This window comes from Mycobacterium europaeum (assembly GCF_002102155.1).
GTDB classification, from domain to species: Bacteria; Actinomycetota; Actinomycetes; order Mycobacteriales; family Mycobacteriaceae; genus Mycobacterium; species Mycobacterium europaeum.
Genome location: NZ_LQOU01000016.1, coordinates 21,727 through 45,621 on the forward strand (window position 1 = coordinate 21,727; position 23,895 = coordinate 45,621).

Here is a 23,895-nt window from a genome sequence, read left to right on the forward strand (position 1 = left end):
GTACGGCCCCGGACCCGGGCGCACCGATCAAGGTGGTTCAGGTAGCGCTGCGTTCGTCGGAGCCCATGGCGTTGAGCACGGCGACGCGGGTGGTCGCCGGGCCGCTGACGGCCTTCTCGCCGCCGCCGCTGCGGAGCAACGCGCGCAGGGCCGCCTGATCGTATTCGGCGGGTGCGGTGCCGTCGATGAAGCGTTCGACCACGTCGATGAAGCGGGCCGGGTCGTCGTGGAACGGAAAGTGGCCGGAGCCTTCGAAGATCTCCAGGCGGGAGCCGGGCATGGCGGCGTGAGCCATCCACGCGTGCCGAACGGGGACGACCACATCCTTGGTGCCCCAGACGATCTGCACCGGGATCGCTTCGGTCAAGTAGCACCGGTCGAGCATGGTGACGATCTGGCCGCGCCAGTCCACCACCGCGCGCAGGGTCCGGCTGAAGGCCGCCGAGGCCGTCGGCTCCGGCAGGTCGTCGAGGATCCGCAACACGTTGGGCAGGTCGCGCCCCAGCCCGGTGGATCCGATCGCCAGGCCCGCGATGCGCCCCGCCAGCTGAACCGCCGGCAGCACCAGGGGCAGCCGCAGCAGGGCGAGGGCCTCGCTGCCTATCGGCAACGAGGCCAGCCGGAGGGCGACGTTGACATCCTTGGTGACGCCACCGGCGGCGACCAGGATCAGCCGGTCGACCAAATGCGGGAACTGGTAGGCGAATTGCATGGCGACGCCGCCGCCCAGCGAATGGCCCACGACGGTCACCCGCTCGATGTCGAGCACGCTGAGCAGGTCGCGCATCCCGTTGGCGTAGGCGGCGACCGAGTAGTCCGCGCGTGGTTTGTCGGATCGCCCGTGGCCCAGCAGGTCGGGGGCGATGACGGTGAACCGCTGGGCCAGCTTGGCCTGCACGGTATTCCACGTGGTGGAGTTGTCGCCGATACCGTGGACCAGCAGGATCGCGGGCCCGTCACCGGCGATCCGGTAGGCCCGCTTGTACCCGTGGATGGTGCGGAATTCCAGCCGGGGGGCGGCGACCTCACGCACCGGGCGGAGAGTGCTCTTGCGCTTCCGCTCGGTCATGTCGCCAACCTTGGTGTCGGGCCGGGATGCGGGCCGGGGGAAAGGTCAGGCCTGGTCGTCGTCGTCGCGCTTCTTCTCCGCCTGCTGGGCGAGGAATCGCTCGAACTCTGCGCCAAGCTCTTCGCCGCTAGGCAGGTCCTCGTCTCTTGCTAGTAACGACCTGTTCTCCTGAGCGTCGATGAAGGCATCGTACTGGCGCTCGAGCGCGGTCACCACTTGAGCAACCTCCGCGCTCGCCTCGACCTGCTCGTCGATCTTGGTGCGGATGACCGCCGCCGCTTCGGTCAACGCCGTCAGCGGCAGCTCGAGCGACGCGATCTTGGCCACCTGCTCGAGCAACGCCTCGGCGGCGGCGGGGTAGTCGGTCTGCGTCAGGTAGTGCGGCACATGCACGGTGTAGCCGACGACCTCGTGACCGTGCTGGGCCATCCGGTACTCCAGCAGGTTGGACGCGCTGCCCGGGACCTGGATCTCGGAGATCCACGGGGTGAACTCGGCGATCAACTCCGGGTTGTTGGAGTGCGCCGTCATCGTGATGGGCCGCGTGTGCGGAACCGCCATCGGGACGGTGCCCAGGCCGATCGTCTGACGCACGCCCAGGCGCTCGGCCAGCAGGCGGACCGCGGTGATGAAGCGCTCCCACTTCAGGTCGGGCTCCATGCCGGCGAGCAGCAGGAACGGGGTCCCGATGGTGTCGCGCAAGGCGTACAGGCTCAGCTCGGGTTCTTCATAGCTGGTGAAGTGGTCGGTCTTGAAGGTCATCATCGGCCGCCGCGACCGGTAGTCGAGCAGTTCGTCGATGGCGAAGGACGCGACCAACTCGGTGTCCAGGGCCGCCTTCAGATGCGACGAGGCCAGCCGGATCGCGTGACCGGCGTCCGAGAAGCCCTCCAGCGCGTGCACCAGCACCGGGCCTCGACCGTCCGACGTCGACAGCTGCGGCGCGGGCAACTCGAGCTCGTACATGCCGGCCTGTCCCGGCTGGTAGTCCGGTTCCTGCGGATCCTGACCGTGAGCCATCACCGACCGCCTCCTCTCGGGGATCTCTCCAGGGTGCCCTACCAGTGTCCCCCGAATCGGTGGGCGCCAATATCGAACAGCGGTGTGAAGTTCGCGTTTAATCCAGAAGAGAACATCGTGGGGGTGGCGAATGCGCCTTGCCGGCGGGTCTGGGGGACGCGACGCGTTGGAGTCGGCCCGTCGCGCAGGCGTCAGGCATGATGACAGCGATGCGCGTACCGACCGTGATGCTGTGCCTGGTGGTCGCCGTGGCAACGTCAGTGACGTCGTGCAAGCGGCCGCCGGGCGATCGTGCGTCGGCTCCGCCGCCGCCGCCGCCTCCGCGAAGCGGTGCGCCGGCGCAACGGCTCAGTCAGCCCGAGCAAAAGCCCGAGCAAAAGGCGGTCGCGGGACCGGTGGACCCGGACAAGCGCGTCGGCGCCATCTTCATCGACGGCAGCCTTCTGCACGTGTGCACGGGGTCGGTGGTGCATTCCGCGGGCGGCAACCTGATGATCACCGCGGCGCACTGCCTGGCCGGGGCGTCCAAAATCACGTTCGTGCCGGGCTTCTCCGGCGACGCGCCCCCGCCCCCGACCGATGTGTGGAAGGCCGACGCGGTCTACCTCGACCCCCGCTGGACCGCCAGCAAGGACCCCAACGCCGACTACGCGATCGCGCGCATGAGCAACGACGCGGGAAGCTCGGTCGAGGCACGTGCCGGCCTGGCGCTGACGCTGGGCACGACCCCGCCGCCCGGTAGTCACATCACCGTGATGGGCTACCCGGCCGGCGTGGGCGGGGCGCCCATCGGATGCCAGGCCAGCACGTCGTTGACCGAGGCGGGGTTTCCCTCGTTTCCGTGCGAGGGGCTGGTGGACGGCACCAGCGGCGCCCCCTGGGTCAACGGCACGACGCTGACCGGGGTGATCGGTGGTTTCGAGCGCGGCGGGTGCGCCGCAAACGTCTCGTATTCGGCGCCGTTCGACGCGCAGACCGCGCAGCTGCTGGCCCGCGCCGACGCGGGCGGCCCCGGCGACCCGATCCCGGGTGAGCCCGACGACAGCTGCTAGTGGCGGAACTGGTTGAGCGCGCGCACCTTGTTCATCACGTCGAGCGCGGCCACCTTGTAGGCCTCGGAGAACGTCGGGTAGTTGAACACGGCGTCGACCAGGTACTCGACTGTGCCGCCGCAGCCCATCACGGCCTGCCCGATGTGCACCATCTCGGTGGCGCTGGTGCCGAAGATGTGCACGCCCAGCAGCTTGAGATCATCGGTGGATACCAGCAGTTTGAGCATGCCGTAGGAGTCGCCGGCGATCTGGCCGCGGGCCAGTTCCCGGTACCGGGCCACGCCGACCTCGTAGGGGATCGCGTCCTTGGTCAGCTCGACCTCGGTGGCGCCGACGTACGAGACCTCGGGAATGGAGTAGATGCCGATCGGCTGCAGCTCGGTGATGCCGTCGGTCGGCTCCCCGAAGGCGTGGTAGGCGGCCAGCCGGCCCTGTTCCATGGACGTCGCGGCCAGGGCGGGGAAGCCGATCACGTCGCCGACGGCGTAGATGTGCGGCACCTTGGTCTGGAAGAAGTCGTCGACGAAGATTCGCCCGCGGCCGTCGGCCTCCAGCTCGGCGTTGTGCAGGTCGAGGTGATCGGTCTGGCCCTGGCGCCCCGCGGAGTACATCACCGTCTCGGCGGGGATCTGCTTGCCGCTGGCCAAGGTGGTGACGGTGCCCGCCGAGCCGACGTCCACCGCCGTCACCTCCTCGCCGAACCGGAACGTCACCGCCAGATCGCGCAGGTGGAATTTCAGCGCCTCCACGACCTCAGGGTCGCAGAAGTCCAGCATGTCGCTCCGCTTCTCCACGACGGTGACCTTGGTGCCCAGCGCGGCGAACATCGAGGCGTACTCGATGCCGATCACCCCGGCGCCGACCACCACCATCGAGGTGGGCAGCGATTTGAGGTCGAGGATCCCGTCGGAGTCGAGCACCCGCTCCTCGTCGAACTCGACGCCGGACGGCCGCGCCGGTCGGGTGCCGGTGGCGATGACGATGTATTTGCCGCTGACGGTGAGCTTTTCGCGTCGGGAGGGGTCTTCCACCTCGATGGTGTGCGGGTCGACGAAGCGGCCGTGGCCCAGCAACAAATCGATGCGGTTGCGCATCAGCTGGTTGCGCACCACGTCGACTTCCTTGCCGATCACGTGCTGGGTGCGGGCCAGCAGGTCGGCCGGGGTGATCTTCTCTTTGACCCGGTAGCTCGCCCCGTACAGTTCGCGCTGGCTCATCCCGGTGAGGTAAAGGACGGCCTCGCGCAACGTCTTTGACGGGATGGTGCCGGTTTGGACGCACACGCCGCCGAGCATCTGGCCCCGTTCGACGACCGCGACCGACTTGCCGAGCTTGGCCGAGGCGATGGCGGCCTTCTGCCCGCCGGGCCCCGAACCGATGACCACCATGTCGTACTCTTGCGCCGAACTCATGGGTAAACAGTAGAGCAGCAGAACTCACAGTGCCGGGTTCATGCACAGGTGCCCAATTACACCCGTTCTCGCGAGCGCCCGTTGACGGCGGGGCCCGTCACCGTGGTGCCCATGACGACGCATCGACCTGACTTCAAACTGAACCGCCCCGGCGCACTCATCGCCGCCCTGCCGGCCGTTCTCGGCTTCGTCCCCGAAAACTCATTGGTAGTGGTGTCTTTGGATGGTGGTGACCTCGGCGCGGTGCTGCGCGTCGACCTCTCCGAAGAACTCGCCGCCGGGGTCAGGCACCTCGCGGATGTCGCCGCCGCGGCCCGGCCCGACGCCGCGATTGCGGTCATCGTCGACGCGGAGGGGGCGCACTGTCCATCCTGTAACGAGGACTACCGGCAGGTGTGCGGCGCGCTGGCGAAGTCGTTGTCGGATCACGGTATCGAGCTGTGGGCGGCCCATGTGGTCGACCGCGTCGCGCTCGGCGGGCGCTGGCATTGCGTGGACGGCTGCGGTTCGAGCGGCCCGGTCGACGATCCCTCGGCGTCGCCGCTGGCGGCCGCGGCGGTGCTCGACGGCAGGCGGCTCTACGCGCGCCGCGCTGACCTGCAGGCCGTCATCACGCCCGAGGACGCGGCGCGCAGCGCCGGGCTGACCGGGGTGATCGAGCGGCAGGCGACCAGACGCCGGGCGGCCCACCGCACCGACCCGGACCGCTGCGTGCGTGGCGACGTGCGGCTCGCCATGACGGTGGCGTCGCGTGCGGCCGCCGGCCAGGTGCCGTCGGACGCCCAGCTGGCGAAGCTGGCCTGCGCCCTGAGCGACGCGCAGGTGCGCGACATCCTCTACGCCCTGGCCGTCGGCGAGAACGCTGGCGAGGCGGAGTCATTGTGGGCGTTGCTGGCCCGCACCCTGCCTCCACCGTGGCGGGTGGAGGCCCTCGTGCTGCTCGCGTTCAGTGCCTACGCCCGCGGCGACGGGCCGCTGGCCGGGGTATCGCTGGAGGCCGCACTGCGTTGCCGGCCCGACCACCGGATGGCGGGCATGCTGGACACGGCGTTGCAGTCGGGGCTGCGGCCCGAGGACATTCGGGAATTGGCGCTCACCGGCTATCGGCTGGCCAAACAGCTCGGTGTGCGGATACCGCCGCGCCGGTTGGGCCGCAGGGCGTGCTAGCCCGACGGCGAGCGGGTCAGACCTTCTCGACCTTGACGGCGTGCGCCATCTCGTGCGGCAGGGTGACGTTCTCGTGGCCGGGGATGACGATGGTGACCCCGGCGGGCCCCGTCTCGACGGTCACCCGGGCGTTGGGCACGACGCCGGCATCCTTCAGACGGGTGATCAGGTCGATGTCGCCTTGCACGTGTTCGGTCAGCTGGCGGACGACGACGGCCACCGGCGAGCCGGGCGGCAACTCGGTCAGCCGGACCAGCATGGCTTCCTCCGCCCCGGATTCCGGGCCCACGCCCAGGTCCAGAAGCCCCGGGATCGGGTTGCCGAAGGGGGAGGTGGTCGGGTGGTTGAGCACCTTCACCAGCCGCCGCTCGACGTCCTCGCTCATCACGTGTTCCCACCGGCATGCCTCGGCGTGCACTTCCTCCCAGGGCACCCCGATGACGTCGACGAGCAGCCGCTCGGCAAGGCGGTGCTTGCGCATCACGGCGATGGCCAACGCCCGGCCCTTGTCGGTGAGTTCCAGGTGGCGGTCGCCGGCGACGTGGAGCAGCCCGTCGCGCTCCATGCGGGATACGGTTTGGCTGACAGTCGGCCCACTCTGCTCGAGGCGCTCGGCGATGCGCGCGCGCAGCGGCGTAACGCCCTCTTCTTCGAGGTCGTAGATGGTCCGCAAGTACATCTCGGTGGTGTCAACCAGGTCGTTCATTCAGCACCCTCCATCGACGCCGAGTCTACTTGGCCAGCTGCGTGAATGGGTGTAACGCTTCCCCGACAAGCAGTATGCCCGCCGCGTCCGCGGCGGGCATACCGTCTTGCTACTAGTTCCGGGAGCCTTAGCTCGCGTACGACCGTAGCCGGTCGGCGCGCTCGCCGTGGCGGAGTTTGGACATTACGTCCCGCTCGATTTGCCGGACCCGCTCGCGGGAGAGGCCGAAGAGCTTGCCGATCTGGTCCAGCGTGCGCGGCTGGCCGTCGTCCAGGCCGAACCGCAGCCGGATCACCTGGTGCTCGCGCTCGTCGAGCGTGGCGAGCACGCTGCGGATGTCGGTGTGCAGCAGTTCGGCGATCACCGCGTTCTCGGCGGACATCGCCTCGGCGTCCTCGATGAAGTCGCCCAGCGGGGCTTCCTCCTCGGAGCCGACCGGCATGTCGAGGCTTACCGGGTCGCGGCTGTGCTCGAGCAGGTCGTTGATCTTCTCCACCGGGATGCCCGATTCGGCCGCCAGCTCCTCGTCGGTGGCCTCGCGGCCCAGGTTCTGGTGCATCTCCCGCTTGATCCGGGCCAGCTTGTTGACCTGCTCGACCAGGTGCACCGGCAACCGGATGGTGCGGCTCTGATCGGCCATGCCGCGGGTGATGGCCTGGCGGATCCACCACGTGGCGTAGGTGGAGAACTTGAAACCCTTTGTGTAGTCGAACTTTTCCATGGCGCGGATCAGGCCCAGGTTGCCTTCCTGGATCAGGTCCAGCAACGGCATCCCGCGACCGGTGTAGCGCTTGGCCAGCGACACCACCAGGCGCAGGTTGGCTTCCAGCAGGTGACGGCGCGCGGCCTCGCCGTCGCGCACCACGGCCTCGAGGTCGCGTCGGCGGTTCTCGCCGAGGCGCTTGCGAGTTTCGAGCAGATGCTCGGCGTAGAGCCCGGCCTCGATGCGCTTGGCCAGTTCAACCTCGCCCGCCGCGTTCAGCAGCGCCGTCTTACCGATGCCATTGAGATATACGCGCACGAGGTCCGCGGCGGGGCTTTGAGCATCCAGATCGCCATCAAATCTGCTCGTGCTGGCGTTCGCCATAGCGACCTCCCGTTCGGCTTGTACTGTCATTGAGTTCAACGACAGATCAGCCCTGAGAGTTCCCAGCCCCATTCCATCTCACACGTCTTGACGTGCACAAATGTCCCGCCGACCTGAGAATGTCCTAAGAACTGCGGACTATTCCCAGCCCTGCGGTCCCATGGGCCAGGTCGAGTGCGGATGCGGGTGCGCCTCGAGCGCCGGCCGCTCGGCGCTGGGGAACAGCGGCGTCCGTCGCTCGGCGTCGTCGAACCGCCGGGGTTCGTCCGGGCGCCGGGGCGGCCGGTCGTTGGCGATCAGGACCGCCATCCATGGCAACGGGATCGACACGGCCACGATCGCCAGTGAGATCAGACCGTTGTGCCAGGCGCCGTACGCCAGCGCCGCCAGGATCAGGGCCGGGATCCGAAACGCCATCAGCGTCAGGTATTTCCGGACCCGCGCGCGGTGCTGCTCCTCGTAGGAGGGTGCAGCGGCGGTGATGAGCACCGGTCGGCCCTCATCGTCGAACCCCAGATCGGATTCGCGCTTCATTTCTCCACTCTCCCACACCCGGCCGATTCCGGCAGAGGCGAGTCACGGGGCACAATGTGAGGCATGCAGACCCAGACGATCGAACGCACCGAGACCGACGAACGCGTCGACGACGGGACCGGCAGCGATACGCCGAAGTACTTCCACTACGTCAAAAAGGACAAGATCGCCGAGAGCGCGGTCATGGGCAACCACGTGGTGGCGCTCTGCGGGGAAGTCTTCCCCGTCACCAAGGCGGCCAAGCCGGGATCGCCGGTGTGCCCGGACTGCAAGCGGATCTACGACCGGATGAAGAAGGGCTAGGCCCGCCGTCACAGCGTCGCGTTGTCGGCGGGTGCCCGCTCCGGCGAGGAACCAGTCGGTCGCTTCCGCACGGTCAGGCGGGCTTCCAGCCACTTGCGCAGCCGGTGCGCGTGCGTCTTGGGCGCCGGGAACTCCTCCTGGATGGCGGCGTTGAGTTCGGCGCCCAGCATGACCGCGAAACCACCGAAGAACGCGAACAACAGGAACGCGATCGGGGTGGCCAGCGCGCCGTAGGTGTAGCCGGTGCTGGTGATCCACCGCAGGTAGACCCGCAGCCCCAGCGTGGCGATCAGGAAGACCGCCGTGGCGAGCACGGCACCGAAGATCAGCCGGTGCGTCGGCAGCGGTTCGGGCAGCGCCACCCGGTACAGAATGACCACCCCGACCAGCAGGCCGAGGATCAGCGCCGGGTAGTAGCCGTAACGCAGCACATTGGCCAGGCTGTACGGGATGTGCTCGCTCAGCTTGCGCGGACCGACCACCAGCACCGGCGCAACGCACACCACGAAGACCAGCATCACCACGTAGAGGAACAAAGCGAAAAGCCGCTGGCGCACGGGGTGGCGCAGGGGAGTCTGGTCATGCGCCTCCACCACCGCATCGACGTAGGCCGAGATCGCCGACGATCCGGCCCACATCGAGATGAGGAAGCCGACCGACACCACCTCGCCGCGGGCGTTGGCGGTGACGTCGCGGATGGTCGGCTCGATGATCTCGTTGACGACGCTGGGCGAGAAGAAGCTGCGGATCGCGGAGATGATGCTCTTCTCGACCGCCGTCAACGTGTCCGGGCCGAACAACGGCGCCACGTAGGCGAGGCTGCCCAGCATCCCCAGCAGCAGCGGCGGTAGCGACAGCGCCGACCAGAAACCCGCCTGCGCCGACTCGGAAAAGATGGAGTCATCCCAGCTTTTCGAGAGGGTCCTCAGACTGAGTCGCCGGATGTGATGGCGGGACGGTCTTGCGACTTGATCGCTCATACCCGTCCAGCATTACCGAAGACCGCCCCCGTCGCCCACATTGGCGACGGGTGAGTTGGCGGAACTAGCTTCCGCTGACCTCCAGCACGGCAGACAGCTCGGTCAGCTTCGCCTCGTGCTCGTTGGCGTGATGCTGGCAGAAGAGAAGCTCGGCTCCAGAAGGCAGCTTGGCGCGGACTCGAGCAGCGGCACCGCAGCGATCGCAGCGGTCCGCACGGGTTAGCTCGGGACTGGTCAGAGTTGCATTCATGGCTTCTCCGTTCTTGCTTTCATTCACTCTCTCAGACGTATGGGGTTTTCGCGTTGTTCCCTGATCGTTATCGGGTGTGTCGTTTCTCACGGGCTGTAAACGTTTCGTTTCGTAGTGCTCTCTACAGTGATCATTCGTGGCCTTCGCTCCTGACCTGCTGGTACATCTGTGCGGGCGCGACGAGTGGTCCCGTGCCCGCAAGTGCGGTGAGATTCGCCCCGACGCGTCCGGCGGCGGGCGGTTCATCCATCTGTCGACGCCCGACCAGGTTCATCTGCCGGCCAACCGGCTCTACCGCGGTCGCGGTGACTTGGTTCTGCTGCACATCGATCCGGCCCGATTGGACTCCGAGGTGCGGTGGGAACCAGGTGTAGCAACGGATCCCGCGTCGATGCTGTTCCCGCACCTGTACGGCCCGCTGCCCGCGAACGCCGTGATCCGGGTCACCGACTACCGGCCGGGGCCCGACGGCGCGTTCCCGCCTGCGGGGGACGGCACGTAGGCGTCGGCCTCGATCTCTACCGCGAACTCGGGTGCGATCAGCGCCGACACCTCTACCATGGTCGCCGCGGGACGGATGGCGCCGAAGACCTGCGCATGCACCGCGGCGACCTCGCGCCAGCGCGAGATGTCGGTGACGTAGATGCGGGTGCGCACCACATCGGTGAGCGTCGCGCCCGCCTGCCCGAGCGCAATCTCGATGCGGCGCAAGGCGTCTCGAGCCTGCGACGCGATATCTCCGGCCGGTCCGGCGCCGGTCGTTCCGGCCACCGACACGTGCGGGCCGACCCGGACCGCGCGCGAATAGCCGACGGCCGTTTCGAACTCGGAGTCGGACGAGACCAGGGTGCGGTGGGCTGACATGGCAGTCACCGTACGACGCCGCCGCCGGCTGCGCGACGGATTTTCCGGGCAGGCCGGAAATCCTTGCGCAGCAACGCCGCAACGCCTCCGGAGAGGACGCGCGAAACGCGCTTAGTCGAGGTAGTCGCGCAACACCTGGGAACGGCTGGGGTGGCGCAGCTTCGACATCGTCTTGGACTCGATCTGACGGATGCGCTCGCGGGTGACGCCGTAGACCTGGCCGATCTCGTCGAGGGTGCGGGGCTGGCCGTCGGTGAGGCCGAAGCGCAGCCGCACCACGCCGGCCTCCCGCTCGGACAGCGTCTCCAGCACCGACTGCAGCTGGTCCTGCAGCAGGGTGAACGACACCGCGTCGACGGCCACCACGGCCTCGCTGTCCTCGATGAAGTCGCCGAGTTGGCTGTCGCCCTCGTCGCCGATGGTCTGGTCCAGCGAGATCGGCTCGCGGGCGTATTGCTGGATCTCCAGCACCTTTTCGGGCGTGATGTCCATCTCCTTGGCCAGCTCTTCAGGCGTGGGCTCGCGGCCCAGGTCCTGCAGCAGCTCGCGCTGGATGCGGCCCAGCTTGTTGATGACCTCGACCATGTGCACCGGGATGCGGATGGTGCGGGCCTGGTCGGCCATGGCGCGGGTGATGGCCTGGCGGATCCACCACGTGGCGTACGTGGAGAACTTGTAGCCCTTGGTGTAGTCGAACTTCTCCACCGCGCGGATCAGGCCCAGGTTGCCTTCCTGGATCAGGTCGAGGAAGGCCATGCCGCGGCCGGTGTAGCGCTTGGCCAGCGACACCACCAGGCGCAGGTTGGCTTCCAGCAGGTGGTTTTTCGCGCGGTCCCCGTCGCGGCAGATCCACATCATGTCGCGGCGCTGCGCGGCGGGCAGCTTGTCGCCCCGCTCGGCCATCTCGGCCATCAACTGCGTCGCGTACAGGCCGGCCTCGATCCGCTTCGCCAGCTCGACCTCTTCCTCGGCGTTGAGCAGCGCCACCTTGCCGATCTGCTTGAGGTAGGCCCGGACCGAGTCCGCCGACGCGGTGAGCTCGGCGTCCTTGCGCGCCTGACGCAGCGCCTCGGACTCGTCCTCGTCCCAGACGAAATCACCGGACGCCTTGTCCTTCTCGGAGGGCTCGGCGATCTCCTCGTCCTCGGCGTCGGCGGCCTCGCCGGCCGCGGCGGCCGGGGCGGCTCCCTCTTCTTCGCTGTCGTCGGCGTCGGCCGGCTCGATGTCGGCGTCCTCACCGTCCGCCGCGACGTCGTCTTCCAGGTCGTCCAGGCTCAGGTCGCCGGCGTCGATCTCGAGATCCTCGCCGGGCTCGGCGTCGATTTCGGTGTCGTCGAGGTCCTCGACGACCTCCAGCTCCACGTCGGCATCGCCCGGGGCGCCCTTGGCCGCTTTGGTCCCACGGCCCGACGGGGCCTTGGCGGCGCGGGTCTTCTTCAGCTCGGCGCCGGCCTCGCCTTCGGCCTTGGTGGTCCGTCCCGGCGCCTTCGCGGCGCGTTTGGCGGGGGCAGCGCCATTGGCGGCCTTGGCCGCCGGGCGCTTAGCGGGGGAGGACGGAGACTTGGTGGCGGTCCGTTTCGCCGGCGCGTCGGTTGCCGGGCTGGCCTTGGTCGCTGCCACTTACACCCCTTCGTTTGGGCTCACCTTCGGTGGGTAAGGGCATGGTGAACCGAAAGTGTCTGCTATGTCGATGTCGGCGTTGGATCAGCGTTCGTGTTTGCACGCTGTCGTTCGGGCGGTCGCCGATGACCATTGTAACGACAGCGGGCCGTCGAACGGCTCTGCCGGGGAAAATCAGTGGGTCACGTCGGAGGTGGAGGCCATCGCCGCGCCGACGATCCCGGCCGTGTTGAGCAGGGCCGCAGCCACCACCGGGGTGCGGTTCCCGAGCAGCGGTAGCCACTTGTCGGCCTTGCGGCTGATGCCGCCGCCGGCGATGAACAGGTCCGGCCACATCGCGTTCTCGATGGCTACCAGCACCCGGGTGACCTGCGCGGTCCACTTTTCGTAGCTCCAGTTGTTCTTCTCCTTGACCGACGACGCCGCCCGCTGCTCGGCCTCTTTGCCGCCGACCTCGAGATGCCCCAGCTCGGTGTTGGGTATCAAGGTGCCGTTGTGGATGACCGCGGAGCCGATTCCGGTGCCGAAGGTCAGCAGGACGACCAGGCCGGACTGGTTCCTGCCGGCCCCGTAGTGCTCCTCGGCCAGCCCGGCGGCGTCCGCGTCGTTCAGCACCGTGACGTCCTGCCCGTCCAGCATGCCGCTGATGATCTCGCGCGCGTTGGTGCCGATCCACGACTTGTCGACGTTGGCGGCCGTCTGGACGACGCCGTGGGTCACGACCCCGGGATAGGTGACGCCGAGCGGGCCGGTCCAGCCGAACGCGTTGACGACCTCGGCGATGGTCTTGGCGACCGCCTGCGGCGTCGCCGGTTGCGGGGTCAACAGCTTGAACCGTTCGCCGATGAGCTGCCCGGTGTCCATGTCGACGATGCCGCCCTTGATGCCGCTGCCGCCGACATCGACGCCGAATCCCCGACGCTGTGGGGTGCCGACGGCGGTGCCGGTGCCGGGCGTTTCCGTGGTCGAGTCGGTGCTGGTCATCGAAGCTCCTGCGCGTGACTTGGACTGTGCGCCCACCTTAGCCCGGCGCCGGTGTGGCCACGGGGCATCTGCGGGGCCGTGGCGGCTGTGATGCGATAGACCGGTGACCCGAGCTGATGACGACCCCGCCCGGCTGCGCACGGTCGCCGAGACGTTGGCCACGGAAGCCGCCGCGTTCGTGCGGCGTCGCCGGGCCGAGGTGTTCGGCGAAGCCGCGGCGGGGTCGAAACTTTCCGGCGACGGCGCGGTGCGGTCGAAGACCACCCCCACCGATCCGGTGACCGTCGTCGACACCGAGACCGAGCACCTGCTGCGGGACCGGCTGGCCGAATTACGGCCCGGTGACCCGATTCTGGGCGAGGAGGGCGGCGGGCCGACCGATCCCGCGGGCACGCCCGCGGACGCGGTCACCTGGGTGCTCGACCCCATCGACGGCACGGTGAACTTCGTCTACGGCATTCCGGCGTACGCGGTGTCGATCGGTGTGCAAGTGGGCGGCGTGTCGGTCGCGGGCGCGGTCGCCGACGTCGTCGGCGACCTTGTCTACTCCGCGGCGACCGGACTGGGCGCGCACGTCATCGACCAGAACGGGGTTAGGCCGTTGCGGTGCGCCACGGTGGACGACCTGTCGATGGCGTTGCTGGGCACCGGTTTCGGTTACGCACGCCAGCGCCGGGCGGCGCAGGCCGACTTGCTGGCGCGGTTGCTGCCGGTGGTGCGCGACGTTCGGCGCATCGGTTCGGCGGCCCTGGATCTGTGCATGGTCGCGGCGGGCCGGCTCGACGCGTTCTACGAGCACGGCCTGCAGCCATGGGATTGCGCCGCGGGGGCGCTGATCGCGGCCGAGGCGGGGGCCCGGGTCTTCCTGCCGCCGCCGGAGATCGACGGCGCGGGGCTGGTGCTGGCCGCCGCGCCGGGGATCGCCGAGCAGCTGCTGGCCGCCCTGGACGAAATCGACGGCCTGGACCCGATTCTCGACTGAGCCGCGTCAGCAGCTGCTGGAGTGGATCTTGGTGAGCAGCGCGGGGTCGGACGGCTCGGTGGCACCGGGGCGCAGAGTGGCCAGCACGGCGTCGATGTCGTCGTTGTGGGCCAGTGCGGTGAAGTCCGTCCCCAGCGCCAGGTCGACGGAGTCGTCGGCGCGGCTGTCGTTGAACAGCTCCATGCAGGGCGCGACCAGCCAAACCGCTGCCGCGGTGGCCTGTCCGGCCGTGCCGAACCGGATCTGGCCCTCGCAGGTGAGCCGGGTGCCGGTATAGAGGGGATCGTTGGCGGCGGTCGGCTGAGCAAACCCGAGGTCTTTCAGCGCGCCGGCGACGTCGCCGGCCTGTCCGCCGCGGCCGCTGGCGTTGAGCACGCGGACCTTGGTGTCGCTGAGCTTGGCGGGCGTGACGTCCATCATCGCGCTTCGCGACACCTGCTCACCGAGCTGGGCGGGCGCCGATCCGGTCGCTTTCGGCGGCGGGTTGCAGACCGCGACCTCGTGCACCTTCGCCGGCCGGGTCAGCGCGATGGTCCACGCCACGGCCGTCGCCACGACGAGGAAGACCACCACGACGATCGCGGGCCGGGGGTTGCGGCGCCGAAAGGGCCGACCGTGCTTGTCAAAGGCGGTACCCTCGGTGATTTGTGCGACCACAGGTGCACTCTAGTCGCACGGTAAACGCACTGTTCAAAGGCGAACGCAAGGCCCACAATGGTGCTGTGACGTAAATCACACGTTAATGGGCCGCGATACGGGCACGAATCATTTGGTGGATGCGTTCGACGCTGGTACAAAGCGATGCCTGGCATTAGAGGCATGAAGAGGCAACAGGGCAGGGGAACAGGTATGCCTACCGACTACGACGCTCCACGGCGCACCGAGACCGACGACGTCTCGGAGGACTCGCTGGAGGAGCTCAAAGCACGACGCAACGAGGCGGCGTCGGCCGTCGTCGACGTCGACGAATCCGAGACCGCTGAGTCTTTCGAGTTGCCTGGCGCCGACCTGTCCGGGGAAGAACTGTCGGTGCGTGTCATCCCGAAGCAGGCTGACGAGTTCACCTGCTCGAGCTGTTTTCTGGTGCAACACCGCAGCCGGCTGGCCAGCGAGAAGAACGGCCTGATGATCTGTACCGACTGCGCGGCTTGACCGTTTTCGCAGGTCAGCTTCGCAATGCCGACAGCACCCGCTCGGGATGGCGGCAACTCACCAGCCAGTACGGCGTCGGGTCGTCCGGATCGTCGAGTACCACCAGGACCATCGGCCCGACCCATGCCCGATGCAGCACGTAGGCCGCCGGGTCGAGCTGGCGGCCCAACGCGGCGGACTTGGCCGGCGGCTCCACCACGGCGGAGCGGGCGATCGCGGTGACCGGCAGGTGCGCCTCGCCGGCCCATAGCTCCACCCCGCCCGGGGCGCTCGGGTCGGCGGTCACCCGGATCTCGATGCGGCCCAGCCACAACAGCGTGCCGGCCGCCACCGCGAAAAGCGTCGCGTACGGCAGCCAGGACGGCCGGGGGGCGACACCCATGTTGACTTCGAAAGCGATGAGCCCCGCCAGGCCGAAGCCCAGCGGCCACCACCACCATGGCACCCACAGTCGTTCGCGATATCGCACGCTGTGCGGTGCGACGCGCGTACCGGACACGCAGTCAAGGGTAATCTGTGGCCCCGTGTCGACCAGTCTGGCCATCGTTCGCCTCGATCCCGAGCTGCCACTGCCCACGCGCGCCCATCAGGGCGACGCCGGCGTCGATCTCTACAGCGCGGAAGACCTCAAGCTGGAGCCGGGACGACGCGCCCTGGTGCGCACGGGCGTGGCCGTCGCGATTCCCTTCGGAATGGTCGGCCTGATTCACCCGCGTTCGGGATTGGCTTCGCGCGTGGGGCTTTCGATCGTCAACAGTCCGGGCACAATCGACGCCGGCTATCGCGGCGAGATCAAGGTCGCGCTGATCAATCTGGATCCGGCCGAGCCCATCGTGGTGCATCGCGGCGACCGCATCGCCCAGCTGCTCGTGCAGCGGGTCGAGCTGGTCGAGCTGGTCGAGGTGTCGTCGTTCGACGAGGCGGGCCTGGCCGAAACCTCCCGTGGCGATGGTGGCCACGGTTCCTCCGGCGGACATGCGAGTTTGTGAGCGCGCCGGCGACCATGCAGAGAGGAGTCCGCGATGAGGTGGGGGAATCACCCGCTTGCGGGGGAGGGCGGCGCTGATGGCTGGATTCGGTAAGCGCGCACGCAAAGACGACAAGGACGAGACCGCGGCCGGCCCGGCCGGCGACATCGTCACGTCGCCCGGCGACGTGGCCTCCGACGAGGTCGAAGAACTCGAGGGACCGTTCGACATCGACGATTTCGACGACCCGTCGGTCGCCGAGCTGGCGCGCCTGGACCTGGGGTCGGTGCTCATTCCCATGCCGGAGGCGGGTCAGCTGCAGGTCGAACTGACCGAGACGGGCGTTCCCAGCGCCGTGTGGGTGGTCACGCCCAACGGCCGCTTCACCATCGCCGCCTACGCGGCACCGAAGACGGGCGGACTGTGGCGCGAAGTCGCCGGCGAGCTCGCCGAATCGTTGCGCAGGGACTCGGCCCAAGTCAGCATCAAGGACGGACCCTGGGGCCGCGAGGTCGTCGGCTCCGCGTCCGGCGCGGTGCGCTTCATCGGGGTCGACGGTTACCGCTGGATGATCCGCTGCGTCATCAACGGCCCGCACGAGACCATGGAAGCGCTCGAGCAGGAGGCGCGAGCCGCGTTGGCGGACACCGTGGTTCGCCGCGGTGACACACCGCTTCCGGTGCGCACGCCGTTGACGGTGCAGCTGCCCGAGGCCATGGCGCAGCAATTGCGGGAAGCCGCGGCCGCCCAGCAAGCCCAGGCGCAACAAGCGGAGCAGGAAGGGGCCAACGAGCCGGCGGCGCGGCGCAGCGCCGAGGGCTCGGCCATGCAGCAGCTGCGCACCACCACCGGGGGCTAGTGGACTCGTGGTGATCGCGAGCGCGGCGTAGCCGGGCGCTGCGGGTCGCCACCATCAAGCCTCGTGGTGGTCGCGAGCGCGGCGTAGCCGGGCGCTGCGGGTCGCCACCATCAAGCCTCGTGGTGATCGCGAGCGCGGCGTAGCCGGGCGCTGCGGGTCGCCACCATCAAGCCTCGGCGAGGGCGGCCAGGCACGCCGCGCCCAGCGCGGCCGGATCCGAGCCGATCTCGTCAAGCGTCACCGTCCGCAGCGCCGCTCGCGGCGCGGCGTCGACCCACTCCACGCCCACCCGCAGCGGATGGATGGGGTCATCGACGGCGGCCGCCACGGCCAGCGGGGCCGCGAGCCCGGCCAACTCCGCTCGGGTCGGCGCCACGTAGGCGGCGGCCTCGTCCATGGCGTCGGGCAATTGGGGCCACTGGGCGCGCCACGACCGCGCCAGCTCGTCGGCCAGCCATGGCGGGCTCGACGCCCGCATCTGGCCGGTGGTCGTCGCCAGTCCGTCGGCGCGCAGCTGCGATGCGGTGTGGCGCGCCGCGAGGGCCGCGGGCGCCGCCTCGGGCGCACCGGCCCAGGCCGGCAGCGCGGCCAGCACCGCGACCGCCTTGTCCGGGTGGGCCAGAGCCCAGGCGACCGCCACCGCCGCGCCGATCGACACGCCGCCGACCGCGATCGGGCCCGTTTGCGCGGCGGCATCCAACGCGGACAGGTAGCCGTCGATCAACCGGTCCGGGTGGGGCGGCGGCGCCACCAACACGGCGCCGGCGTCACGCAGCGGACCGGAAAAGGCCCGGCGAATGTAGTCGTCGTCGGAGCCCGTACCGGGCAACAACACGATGGTGACACCCCGCAGATCCACAGCCACCCCCAGATAGTGCCCCGGTGTTCACCTGCGCTCCAACACGACGTTTGATTGGGTTGGCGCGGGGGAACCAAGGGGTCTACGGTGTCCGTTGGCATAAATGGAAGCGCCAAGGCTTATCAGCATTGTCAGGAGGGGCCATGGGGGCCCAGGGATATCTGCGCCGGCTCAGCCGCCGATTGACGGAGGCTCCGGAGCAACGCGACTCCGAAGAGTTGTCCGACGAGGTAGAGAGCGCCGGCGCGCAACGGGCGATCGATTGCGAGCGCGGCCAAGAGGTCACGATGATCGGCACGCTGCGCAGCGTGGAATGTAACGGCAAGGCCTGCGCGGGCGGTGTCCGCGCCGAGCTTTTCGACGGCAGCGACACCGTGACCCTGGTCTGGTTGGGGCAGCGCCGGATACCCGGCATCGACTCCGGCCGCAAGCTGCGGGTGCGGGGCCGGCTGGGCACGTTGGAGAACGGCAGCAAGGCCATCTACAACCCGCACTACGAAATTCAGCGGTGACACGACCCGGTGATCCGGGGGCGGGTGCGGAAGCCCACGAGTCGGGCTCGCCCGACCGCGCGACCGTCGACCGCATCACGGTGGAACGTCTGATCCGGCAGGCGGGTGGGGTCAGCGGAGTCATCTATTCGTCGCTGCCCGTTGTGATCTTCGTCATTGCTTCGTCGGTGTCGGGCTTGTTCGCGGCGATCGTGTCCGCGCTCGCGGCGGCCGCACTGGTCCTGGTGTGGCGGTTGATTCGGCGGGAATCCCCGCAGCCGGCATTCTCCGGATTCTTCGGCGTCGGCATCTGCGGCCTCGTCGCCTACGTCATGGGGGAGTCCAAGGGTTATTTCCTGGTGGGCATCTGGATGTCGTTGCTGTGGGCGGTGGTCGTCGCGGTCTCGGTCGTCATCCGCCGCCCGCTGGTCGGTTACGTGTGGAGCTGGGCGACCGGGCGCGGTCAGGGCTGGCGCGATGTCCCCCGGGCCGTCTACGCCTTCGACATCGCCTCGGGATGCTGGGTGCTCGTCTTCGCCGCCCGATTCGTCGTGCAGGGCATGCTCTACGACGCCAACCGGACCGGTTGGCTGGCCGTCGCGCGCATCGCGATGGGGTGGCCGCTGACCGTGGCGGCCGCGCTGGCGACGTATTTGGCGATCAAGTCCGCGCTGCGGGCCATGTCCGCGACCGGTGACGCCGGCGTCGGGGTCGAGGCCGGCCCCGACTAGTCGGTCAGCGCCGGGCCGTCCGGCAGCAGCAGCTTGCGCAGGTCCTCTTCGGCCTCGGCGACCGCGACGAAGAGCAACTCGTCGCCGCCCTCCAGCGGCTCGTCCGCCTCGGGCACGATCACCCTGGGGCCGCGCAGGATGGTGACCAGCGCGGCGTCGCGGGGCAGCTGCAGTCGACGCACCGGCTTGCCGCCCCAGGGGGTGTCATCGGGAAGGGTGATCTCGACGAGGTTGGCCTGCCCCCTGCGAAACTCCATGAGGCGCACCAGATCACCGACGGCGACGGCCTCTTCGATGAGCGAGGCCAGCATCCGTGGGGTCGACACCGCCACGTCCACGCCCCAGGCGTCGGTGAACAACCATTCGTTGCGCGGGTCGTTGACCCGGGCCACCACGCGGGGCACCGCGAACTCGGTCTTGGCCAGCAGGCTGAGCACGACGTTGGCTTTGTCGTCGCCGGTCGCGGCCACCACCACGTCGAACTCGTGCAGGTGCACCGACTCCAGCAGGCTCAGCTCGCAGGCGTCGCCGAGCCGCCAGTGGGCGGCGGGGATGGCGTCCACGTCGACGTGGTCCGGGTTGCGCTCGATGAGTGTCACGTCGTGGCCGTTGCCGATGAGTTCGCGGCTGACGGAGCGGCCCACCGCGCCGGCCCCGGCGACAGCTACCTTCATTTTCGCCGCTCCTTACGAATCTTCACTGGGTGGCAGGGCCGCGATGGCCACGGCCTCGGCGGCGCGGCCGGAGATCGCGGCGACGTAGACCTGATCGCCGGCCTGGATCACCGTCTTCGGTTCCGGCAGGACGCCGGTGCCGAACCGGATCAGGAACGCGACGCGGGCGCCGGTGGCCTGTTCGAGATCGGTGACCCGATGCCCGATCCACTCCTCGTGCAGGACGACCTCGGAGACGGCCACCGTGCCGGTCGGGTCCCGCCATTTGGCGGTCTCGGTTTCCCGCAGCAGCGCGTTGAGGAGGCGGTCGGTGGTCCAGGGCACGGTGGCGATGGTCGGGATGCCGAGGCGTTCGTAGACCTCGGCGCGCTTGGCGTCGTAGATCCTGGCGACGACGCGCTTGACGCCGAAGGTCTCGCGGGCCAGCCGCGCCGAGATGATGTTCGAGTTATCCCCGGATGACACGGCGGCGAACGCGTCCGCCTCCTCGATGCCGGCTCGCAGCAGCACGTCCCGGTCGAATCCCTGGCCCAGCACCCGCTCGCCGGCGTACTCCGGGCTGAGCCGGTTGAACGCGGTGCTGTCGCGGTCGATGACCGCGACGTCGTGGCCGATCCGCGATAGCCCGTCGGCCACCGAGGAACCGACGCGGCCGCAGCCCATCACCACTACTCGCACTTTCCGATCCTCTCGGCTGCGCCCTGTGTTCTGAAATCGGCAACCCACGTCGGCCAGCCGATTTCGCGTCGGCAAACATTCTCGCCTACGAAGCTACCGCCAAACCCTTGTGGGCTTACTCTTGGCTCTCGTGTCCAAACTTTCAACCGCAACGCGTCGGTTGCTAATTGGCCGGCCCTTTCGCAGCGACCGGCTCAGTCACACCCTGCTGCCCAAGCGGATCGCCTTGCCGGTGTTCGCCTCCGATGCGTTGTCGTCGGTGGCCTACGCACCCGAGGAAGTCTTCCTGATGCTCTCGGTGGCCGGCGTCAGCGCCTACGCGCTGACGCCCTGGATCGGGCTGGCCGTGGCCGCGGTGATGCTGGTCGTGGTGGCCAGCTACCGGCAGAACGTGCATGCCTACCCGTCCGGAGGGGGCGACTACGAGGTGGTCACCACCAACCTGGGCGGGACGGCCGGCCTGGTGGTGGCCAGCGCGCTGATGGTCGATTACGTTCTCACCGTGGCCGTTTCGACGGCGTCGGCGATGGCGAACATCGGCTCGGCCATCCCGCTGGTGGCCGAGCACAAGGTGTGGTTCTGTGTGGCCTCGATCCTGCTGGTGATGGCGTTGAACCTGCGCGGCATCCGCGAGTCGGGGGTGGCGTTCGCGATCCCCACGTATGCGTTCATCGTCGGCGTGTTCGTGATGATCGGCTGGGGGCTGTTCCGGATCTTCGTGCTGGGTAATCCGCTGCGGGCGGAGTCGGCCGGCTTCCAGATGCACGCGGAGCACGGCCAGGTCGTCGGCTTCGCGCTGGCGTTTCTGGTGGCGCGGTCGTTTTCGTCGGGTTGCGCGGCGCTGACCGGTGTGGAGGCGATCAGCAATGGGGTCCCGGCGTTCGAGAAGCCCAAGTCGCGCAACGCGGCGACCACGCTGCTGATGCTGGGCGGGATCGCGGTGGCCCTGCTGATGGGCATCATCGTGCTGGCCCAGCAGATCCGGGTTCAGCTGGTCGAGGATCCGGCCAGGCAACTGACCGGCACCCCGCCGGGCTACTACCAGAAGACCCTGGTCACCCAGCTGGCGGAAACGGTGTTCGGCAGCTTCCACATCGGCTTCCTGCTGATCGCCACGGTGACCGCCCTCATCCTGGTGCTGGCGGCCAACACCGCGTTCAACGGCTTCCCGGTGCTCGGTTCGGTGCTGGCGCAGCACAGCTACCTGCCGCGCCAGCTGCACACCCGCGGGGACCGGTTGGCGTTCTCCAACGGAATCCTGTTCCTGTCCGGGGCGGCCCTGTTGGCGATCATCGCGTTCCACGCCGAGGTCACCGCCCTGATCCAGCTCTACATCGTCGGCGTGTTCATTTCGTTCACGTTGAGCCAGATCGGCATGGTGCGGCACTGGACCCGGTTGCTGCGCACCGAGACCGACCCACGGGCGCGGCGCAAGATGATGCGTTCCCGGGTCGTCAACACCGTCGGATTGCTTTCCACCGGCGCGGTTTTGCTGGTCGTCCTGGTCACGAAATTCCTCGCCGGCGCGTGGATCGCGCTGTTCGCCATGGGCTTGCTGTTCGTGATGATGAAGATGATTCACCGGCACTACGGCACCGTCAGCCGGGAGCTGGAGGAGCAGGCCGCCGCCCAGCACGACGTGGTGTTGCCCAGCCGCAATCACGCCCTGGTGCTGGTGTCCAAGTTGCATCTGCCGACGCTGCGCGCCCTGGCGTACGCCCGCGCTACCCGTCCGGACGCGCTCGAGGCGCTCACGGTCAGCGTCGACGAGGGGGAGACCCGCGAGTTGGTGCACCAATGGGAAGAGAGCGACATCAGTGTGCCGCTCAAGGTCATCGCCTCGCCCTACCGCGAAATCACCCGCCCCATCCTCGAGTACGTCAAGCGGGTCAGCAAAGAGTCGCCGCGCACCGTGGTCACCGTGTTCATCCCCGAGTACGTGGTGGGCCACTGGTGGGAGCAGTTGCTGCACAACCAGAGCGCGCTGCGGCTCAAGGGCCGGCTGTTGTTCATGCCCAACGTGATGGTGACTTCTGTTCCGTGGCAACTGACTTCGTCGGAGCGGCTGCAGGCGCTGCAGCCGCATGCGGCACCGGGTGACGCTCGCCGGGGAATCTTCGATTGACTCGCGGATCACCAGGCCCGCCTCACGGGGTGCTGCCGCCGTGCGATGAGCTGACGTTGGTCACCGGCGCCCCGGCCAACGGCGGCAGCTGCGTCGCGCACCACGAGGGGCGCGTGGTGTTCGTCCGCTACGCGCTGCCGGGCGAGCGGGTGCGGGCCCGGGTCATCGCCGACCGCGGATCTTATTGGCACGCCGAGGTTGTCGAGGTGCTCGAGCCGTCGGCGGACCGCATCGAGTCGTTGTGCCCCATCGCCGGGGTGGACGGCGCCGGGTGTTGCGATTTGGCCTTCGCCGCCCCGGAGGCGGCCCGCGCGCTCAAGGCGCAGGTCGTCGCCAACCAGCTGGAGCGACTGGGCGGACACCGCTGGGACGGTGCGGCCGAACCCCTGTCGGACTCGGGGCCGACGGGCTGGCGCACCCGCGTCCGGCTCGATGTCGGCGCCGACGGGCGCCCCGGGTTTCACCGGTATCACAGCGACCAGCTGGTGACCGATCTGCGCTGCGCGCAGTTGCCGGCCGGCATGCTCGACGGGCTCGCCGACTCCCCGTGGCCGCCGACCGCCCAATTGCACGTCGCCGTCGACGATGACGGTGCGCGCCACGTGGTGCGCACCCTGCGGCAGGGCAGGAAGACGGCGACCAAGGTGGTGGAGGGCCGCTACGAGGCCGTGCAGCGGGTGGGCGGGCGCAGCTGGCAGATCCCGGTGACCGCCTTCTGGCAGGCGCATCGCGGCGCGGCGGCGGTGTACAGCCGGCTGGTCGCCGAATGGGCGCAGCCCGGTCCCGGCATGACCGCCTGGGACCTCTACGGCGGCGCGGGCGTCTTCGCCGCCGCGCTCGGCGCCGCGGTCGGGGAGTCCGGGCGGGTGCTGTCCGTCGACACCTCGCGCGCGGCCACGCGCGCCGCCCGCGTCGCGCTGGACGACCTGCCACAGGTGCACGTCGTCACCGACTCGGTGCGGCGGGTGCTGGGCACGCAACGGGCGGGCGCCGACGTGGCCGTGCTGGATCCGCCGCGGGCGGGCGCCGGGCGCGAGATCATCGACCAACTGGCCGCCGCCGCCGTGCCGAGGGTGGTGCACATCGGTTGCGAGGCAGCGTCTTTCGCGCGCGACATCGGCCTCTACCTCCGCCACGGCTATGCCGTCGAAAAGATCAAGGTGTTCGACGCGTTCCCGCTCACCCATCACACCGAATGCGTCGCCCTGCTGACCCGGGTGTAGCGGCGTCATCGGGCGACCAGACCGCCGTCATCGCTACGCGTTCGCCGGTGATGTTTGGCGGGAGCCGATAGACTCCGTCGCGGTGTGCCGGGAAGTCTGGTCGGC

28 protein-coding genes are annotated in these 23,895 nt (G+C 69.0%); 12 read left to right on the plus strand and 16 right to left on the minus strand.

Annotated elements, in window-relative coordinates:
- Positions 1–37: 37 nt before the first annotated feature.
- Positions 38–1,069 (minus strand): alpha/beta fold hydrolase, encoded by a 1,032-nt coding sequence (locus tag AWC03_RS08095; protein WP_085240003.1) that lies wholly within the window; start codon positions 1,067–1,069, stop codon positions 38–40.
- Positions 1,070–1,114: 45 nt separating this feature from the next.
- A complete protein-coding gene (locus AWC03_RS08100; protein ID WP_085240004.1) occupies positions 1,115–2,089 on the minus strand; it encodes a proteasome assembly chaperone family protein in 975 nt (324 codons plus the stop codon).
- Between the two features lie 197 nt (positions 2,090–2,286).
- Here AWC03_RS08100 and AWC03_RS08105 point away from each other — a divergent pair, with 197 nt between their 5' ends.
- Positions 2,287–3,141: a trypsin-like serine peptidase gene (locus AWC03_RS08105; protein ID WP_085240005.1), complete on the plus strand. Its 855-nt coding sequence runs from the start codon at positions 2,287–2,289 to the stop codon at positions 3,139–3,141.
- On the opposite strand, the gene sthA is transcribed toward AWC03_RS08105, so the two are convergent.
- Positions 3,138–4,553 carry a Si-specific NAD(P)(+) transhydrogenase gene (sthA, locus tag AWC03_RS08110; protein WP_085240006.1) on the minus strand — a complete coding sequence of 472 codons (1,416 nt, stop codon included), beginning with the start codon at positions 4,551–4,553 and terminating at the stop codon, positions 3,138–3,140. The two genes, AWC03_RS08105 and sthA, sit on opposite strands and share 4 nt — an antisense overlap.
- 111 nt (positions 4,554–4,664) lie before the next feature.
- Here sthA and AWC03_RS08115 point away from each other — a divergent pair, with 111 nt between their 5' ends.
- Positions 4,665–5,720 (plus strand): DUF4192 domain-containing protein, encoded by a 1,056-nt coding sequence (locus AWC03_RS08115; RefSeq protein ID WP_085240007.1) that lies wholly within the window; start codon positions 4,665–4,667, stop codon positions 5,718–5,720.
- Positions 5,721–5,736: 16 nt separating this feature from the next.
- On the opposite strand, the gene AWC03_RS08120 is transcribed toward AWC03_RS08115, so the two are convergent.
- From AWC03_RS08120 to AWC03_RS08130, 3 genes are all read right to left on the minus strand, one after another.
- Positions 5,737–6,426 (minus strand): iron-dependent transcriptional repressor DtxR, encoded by a 690-nt coding sequence (locus AWC03_RS08120; protein WP_085240008.1) that lies wholly within the window; start codon positions 6,424–6,426, stop codon positions 5,737–5,739.
- Between the two features lie 127 nt (positions 6,427–6,553).
- Complete coding sequence (gene sigB / locus AWC03_RS08125; RefSeq protein ID WP_067924022.1) at positions 6,554–7,543, minus strand: sigma-70 family RNA polymerase sigma factor SigB; 990 nt, start codon at positions 7,541–7,543, stop codon at positions 6,554–6,556.
- 108 nt (positions 7,544–7,651) lie between these two features.
- Entirely contained in the window at positions 7,652–8,065 is a 414-nt protein-coding gene (locus AWC03_RS08130) for a DUF3099 domain-containing protein (protein ID WP_420845652.1), read from the minus strand.
- A 45-nt stretch (positions 8,066–8,110) separates the two neighbouring features.
- On the opposite strand from AWC03_RS08130, the gene AWC03_RS08135 reads away from it, so the two are divergent.
- Positions 8,111–8,350 carry a DUF3039 domain-containing protein gene (locus AWC03_RS08135; RefSeq protein WP_067924016.1) on the plus strand — a complete coding sequence of 80 codons (240 nt, stop codon included), beginning with the start codon at positions 8,111–8,113 and terminating at the stop codon, positions 8,348–8,350.
- 8 nt (positions 8,351–8,358) lie between these two features.
- Here the strand turns inward: AWC03_RS08135 and AWC03_RS08140 are convergent, their stop codons facing one another.
- Together AWC03_RS08140 and AWC03_RS08145 are read right to left on the minus strand one after the other, a co-directional pair.
- Positions 8,359–9,330: a YihY/virulence factor BrkB family protein gene (locus AWC03_RS08140; protein ID WP_085240010.1), complete on the minus strand. Its 972-nt coding sequence runs from the start codon at positions 9,328–9,330 to the stop codon at positions 8,359–8,361.
- Between the two features lie 64 nt (positions 9,331–9,394).
- Positions 9,395–9,580, minus strand: coding sequence for a DUF7455 domain-containing protein (locus AWC03_RS08145; protein ID WP_082945686.1), 186 nt, complete (start codon positions 9,578–9,580; stop codon positions 9,395–9,397).
- 136 nt (positions 9,581–9,716) lie between these two features.
- Between AWC03_RS08145 and AWC03_RS08150 the strand changes: the two genes are divergently transcribed.
- Entirely contained in the window at positions 9,717–10,082 is a 366-nt protein-coding gene (locus tag AWC03_RS08150) for a DUF952 domain-containing protein (protein ID WP_085240011.1), read from the plus strand.
- On the opposite strand, the gene AWC03_RS08155 is transcribed toward AWC03_RS08150, so the two are convergent.
- The 3 genes from AWC03_RS08155 to ppgK all read right to left on the minus strand — a co-directional run bounded on the left by AWC03_RS08155 (position 10,031) and on the right by ppgK (position 13,048).
- On the minus strand, positions 10,031–10,444 hold the full coding sequence (locus AWC03_RS08155; protein ID WP_085240012.1) for a RidA family protein: 414 nt from the start codon (positions 10,442–10,444) through the stop codon (positions 10,031–10,033). The two genes, AWC03_RS08150 and AWC03_RS08155, sit on opposite strands and share 52 nt — an antisense overlap.
- 111 nt (positions 10,445–10,555) lie before the next feature.
- The gene (locus AWC03_RS08160) at positions 10,556–12,064 is read right to left on the minus strand and encodes an RNA polymerase sigma factor (protein ID WP_085240013.1); all 1,509 of its coding nucleotides are present in this window, start codon (positions 12,062–12,064) and stop codon (positions 10,556–10,558) included.
- 174 nt (positions 12,065–12,238) lie between these two features.
- Positions 12,239–13,048, minus strand: a complete 810-nt coding sequence (gene ppgK, locus AWC03_RS08165) for a polyphosphate--glucose phosphotransferase (protein ID WP_085240014.1) — start codon at positions 13,046–13,048, stop codon at positions 12,239–12,241.
- A gap of 103 nt (positions 13,049–13,151) precedes the next feature.
- On the opposite strand from ppgK, the gene AWC03_RS08170 reads away from it, so the two are divergent.
- Positions 13,152–14,030, plus strand: a complete 879-nt coding sequence (locus tag AWC03_RS08170; RefSeq protein ID WP_085240015.1) for an inositol monophosphatase family protein — start codon at positions 13,152–13,154, stop codon at positions 14,028–14,030.
- Positions 14,031–14,036: 6 nt separating this feature from the next.
- On the opposite strand, the gene cei is transcribed toward AWC03_RS08170, so the two are convergent.
- Complete coding sequence (gene cei / locus AWC03_RS08175) at positions 14,037–14,687, minus strand: envelope integrity protein Cei (RefSeq protein ID WP_085240016.1); 651 nt, start codon at positions 14,685–14,687, stop codon at positions 14,037–14,039.
- Between the two features lie 192 nt (positions 14,688–14,879).
- On the opposite strand from cei, the gene AWC03_RS08180 reads away from it, so the two are divergent.
- Positions 14,880–15,182: a DUF4193 domain-containing protein gene (locus AWC03_RS08180; protein WP_007171590.1), complete on the plus strand. Its 303-nt coding sequence runs from the start codon at positions 14,880–14,882 to the stop codon at positions 15,180–15,182.
- A gap of 13 nt (positions 15,183–15,195) precedes the next feature.
- Here AWC03_RS08180 and AWC03_RS08185 read toward each other — a convergent pair whose 3' ends face one another.
- Positions 15,196–15,681, minus strand: coding sequence for a DUF3093 domain-containing protein (locus AWC03_RS08185; RefSeq protein WP_085240017.1), 486 nt, complete (start codon positions 15,679–15,681; stop codon positions 15,196–15,198).
- A gap of 25 nt (positions 15,682–15,706) precedes the next feature.
- Here AWC03_RS08185 and dut point away from each other — a divergent pair, with 25 nt between their 5' ends.
- Complete coding sequence (gene dut, locus AWC03_RS08190) at positions 15,707–16,171, plus strand: dUTP diphosphatase (RefSeq protein ID WP_085240018.1); 465 nt, start codon at positions 15,707–15,709, stop codon at positions 16,169–16,171.
- A 76-nt stretch (positions 16,172–16,247) separates the two neighbouring features.
- Positions 16,248–17,009, plus strand: coding sequence for a DUF3710 domain-containing protein (locus tag AWC03_RS08195; RefSeq protein ID WP_085240019.1), 762 nt, complete (start codon positions 16,248–16,250; stop codon positions 17,007–17,009).
- 166 nt (positions 17,010–17,175) lie between these two features.
- Here AWC03_RS08195 and AWC03_RS08200 read toward each other — a convergent pair whose 3' ends face one another.
- Positions 17,176–17,874 carry a hypothetical protein gene (locus AWC03_RS08200; RefSeq protein WP_085240020.1) on the minus strand — a complete coding sequence of 233 codons (699 nt, stop codon included), beginning with the start codon at positions 17,872–17,874 and terminating at the stop codon, positions 17,176–17,178.
- Between the two features lie 137 nt (positions 17,875–18,011).
- Between AWC03_RS08200 and AWC03_RS08205 the strand changes: the two genes are divergently transcribed.
- The gene (locus tag AWC03_RS08205; RefSeq protein ID WP_085240021.1) at positions 18,012–18,380 is read left to right on the plus strand and encodes an OB-fold nucleic acid binding domain-containing protein; all 369 of its coding nucleotides are present in this window, start codon (positions 18,012–18,014) and stop codon (positions 18,378–18,380) included.
- A gap of 74 nt (positions 18,381–18,454) precedes the next feature.
- Positions 18,455–19,090, plus strand: a complete 636-nt coding sequence (locus AWC03_RS08210; RefSeq protein WP_249025854.1) for a DUF3159 domain-containing protein — start codon at positions 18,455–18,457, stop codon at positions 19,088–19,090.
- Here AWC03_RS08210 and AWC03_RS08215 read toward each other — a convergent pair.
- Together AWC03_RS08215 and AWC03_RS08220 are read right to left on the minus strand one after the other, a co-directional pair.
- Positions 19,087–19,764, minus strand: a complete 678-nt coding sequence (locus AWC03_RS08215; RefSeq protein ID WP_085240023.1) for a potassium channel family protein — start codon at positions 19,762–19,764, stop codon at positions 19,087–19,089. The genes AWC03_RS08210 and AWC03_RS08215 overlap by 4 nt on opposite strands.
- A gap of 12 nt (positions 19,765–19,776) precedes the next feature.
- On the minus strand, positions 19,777–20,442 hold the full coding sequence (locus AWC03_RS08220; RefSeq protein ID WP_167542764.1) for a potassium channel family protein: 666 nt from the start codon (positions 20,440–20,442) through the stop codon (positions 19,777–19,779).
- 130 nt (positions 20,443–20,572) lie between these two features.
- On the opposite strand from AWC03_RS08220, the gene AWC03_RS08225 reads away from it, so the two are divergent.
- Both AWC03_RS08225 and AWC03_RS08230 read left to right on the plus strand, forming a co-directional pair.
- On the plus strand, positions 20,573–22,567 hold the full coding sequence (locus tag AWC03_RS08225; RefSeq protein WP_085240024.1) for an APC family permease: 1,995 nt from the start codon (positions 20,573–20,575) through the stop codon (positions 22,565–22,567).
- Positions 22,568–22,596: 29 nt separating this feature from the next.
- Positions 22,597–23,790 (plus strand): class I SAM-dependent RNA methyltransferase, encoded by a 1,194-nt coding sequence (locus AWC03_RS08230; protein WP_085240025.1) that lies wholly within the window; start codon positions 22,597–22,599, stop codon positions 23,788–23,790.
- Positions 23,791–23,895: the final 105 nt, after the last annotated feature.

Coding starts and splice junctions, on each gene's coding strand:
- AWC03_RS08095 (WP_085240003.1), bottom strand. CDS start 1,069: ATGACCGAGCGGAAGCGCAAGAGCACTCTCCGCCCGGTGCGTGAGGTC.
- AWC03_RS08100 (WP_085240004.1), bottom strand. CDS start 2,089: ATGGCTCACGGTCAGGATCCGCAGGAACCGGACTACCAGCCGGGACAG.
- AWC03_RS08105 (WP_085240005.1), top strand. CDS start 2,287: ATGATGACAGCGATGCGCGTACCGACCGTGATGCTGTGCCTGGTGGTC.
- sthA (WP_085240006.1), bottom strand. CDS start 4,553: ATGAGTTCGGCGCAAGAGTACGACATGGTGGTCATCGGTTCGGGGCCC.
- AWC03_RS08115 (WP_085240007.1), top strand. CDS start 4,665: ATGACGACGCATCGACCTGACTTCAAACTGAACCGCCCCGGCGCACTC.
- AWC03_RS08120 (WP_085240008.1), bottom strand. CDS start 6,426: ATGAACGACCTGGTTGACACCACCGAGATGTACTTGCGGACCATCTAC.
- sigB (WP_067924022.1), bottom strand. CDS start 7,543: ATGACAGTACAAGCCGAACGGGAGGTCGCTATGGCGAACGCCAGCACG.
- AWC03_RS08135 (WP_067924016.1), top strand. CDS start 8,111: ATGCAGACCCAGACGATCGAACGCACCGAGACCGACGAACGCGTCGAC.
- AWC03_RS08140 (WP_085240010.1), bottom strand. CDS start 9,330: ATGAGCGATCAAGTCGCAAGACCGTCCCGCCATCACATCCGGCGACTC.
- AWC03_RS08145 (WP_082945686.1), bottom strand. CDS start 9,580: ATGAATGCAACTCTGACCAGTCCCGAGCTAACCCGTGCGGACCGCTGC.
- AWC03_RS08155 (WP_085240012.1), bottom strand. CDS start 10,444: ATGTCAGCCCACCGCACCCTGGTCTCGTCCGACTCCGAGTTCGAAACG.
- ppgK (WP_085240014.1), bottom strand. CDS start 13,048: ATGACCAGCACCGACTCGACCACGGAAACGCCCGGCACCGGCACCGCC.
- AWC03_RS08180 (WP_007171590.1), top strand. CDS start 14,880: ATGCCTACCGACTACGACGCTCCACGGCGCACCGAGACCGACGACGTC.
- AWC03_RS08195 (WP_085240019.1), top strand. CDS start 16,248: ATGGCTGGATTCGGTAAGCGCGCACGCAAAGACGACAAGGACGAGACC.
- AWC03_RS08205 (WP_085240021.1), top strand. CDS start 18,012: ATGGGGGCCCAGGGATATCTGCGCCGGCTCAGCCGCCGATTGACGGAG.
- AWC03_RS08215 (WP_085240023.1), bottom strand. CDS start 19,764: ATGAAGGTAGCTGTCGCCGGGGCCGGCGCGGTGGGCCGCTCCGTCAGC.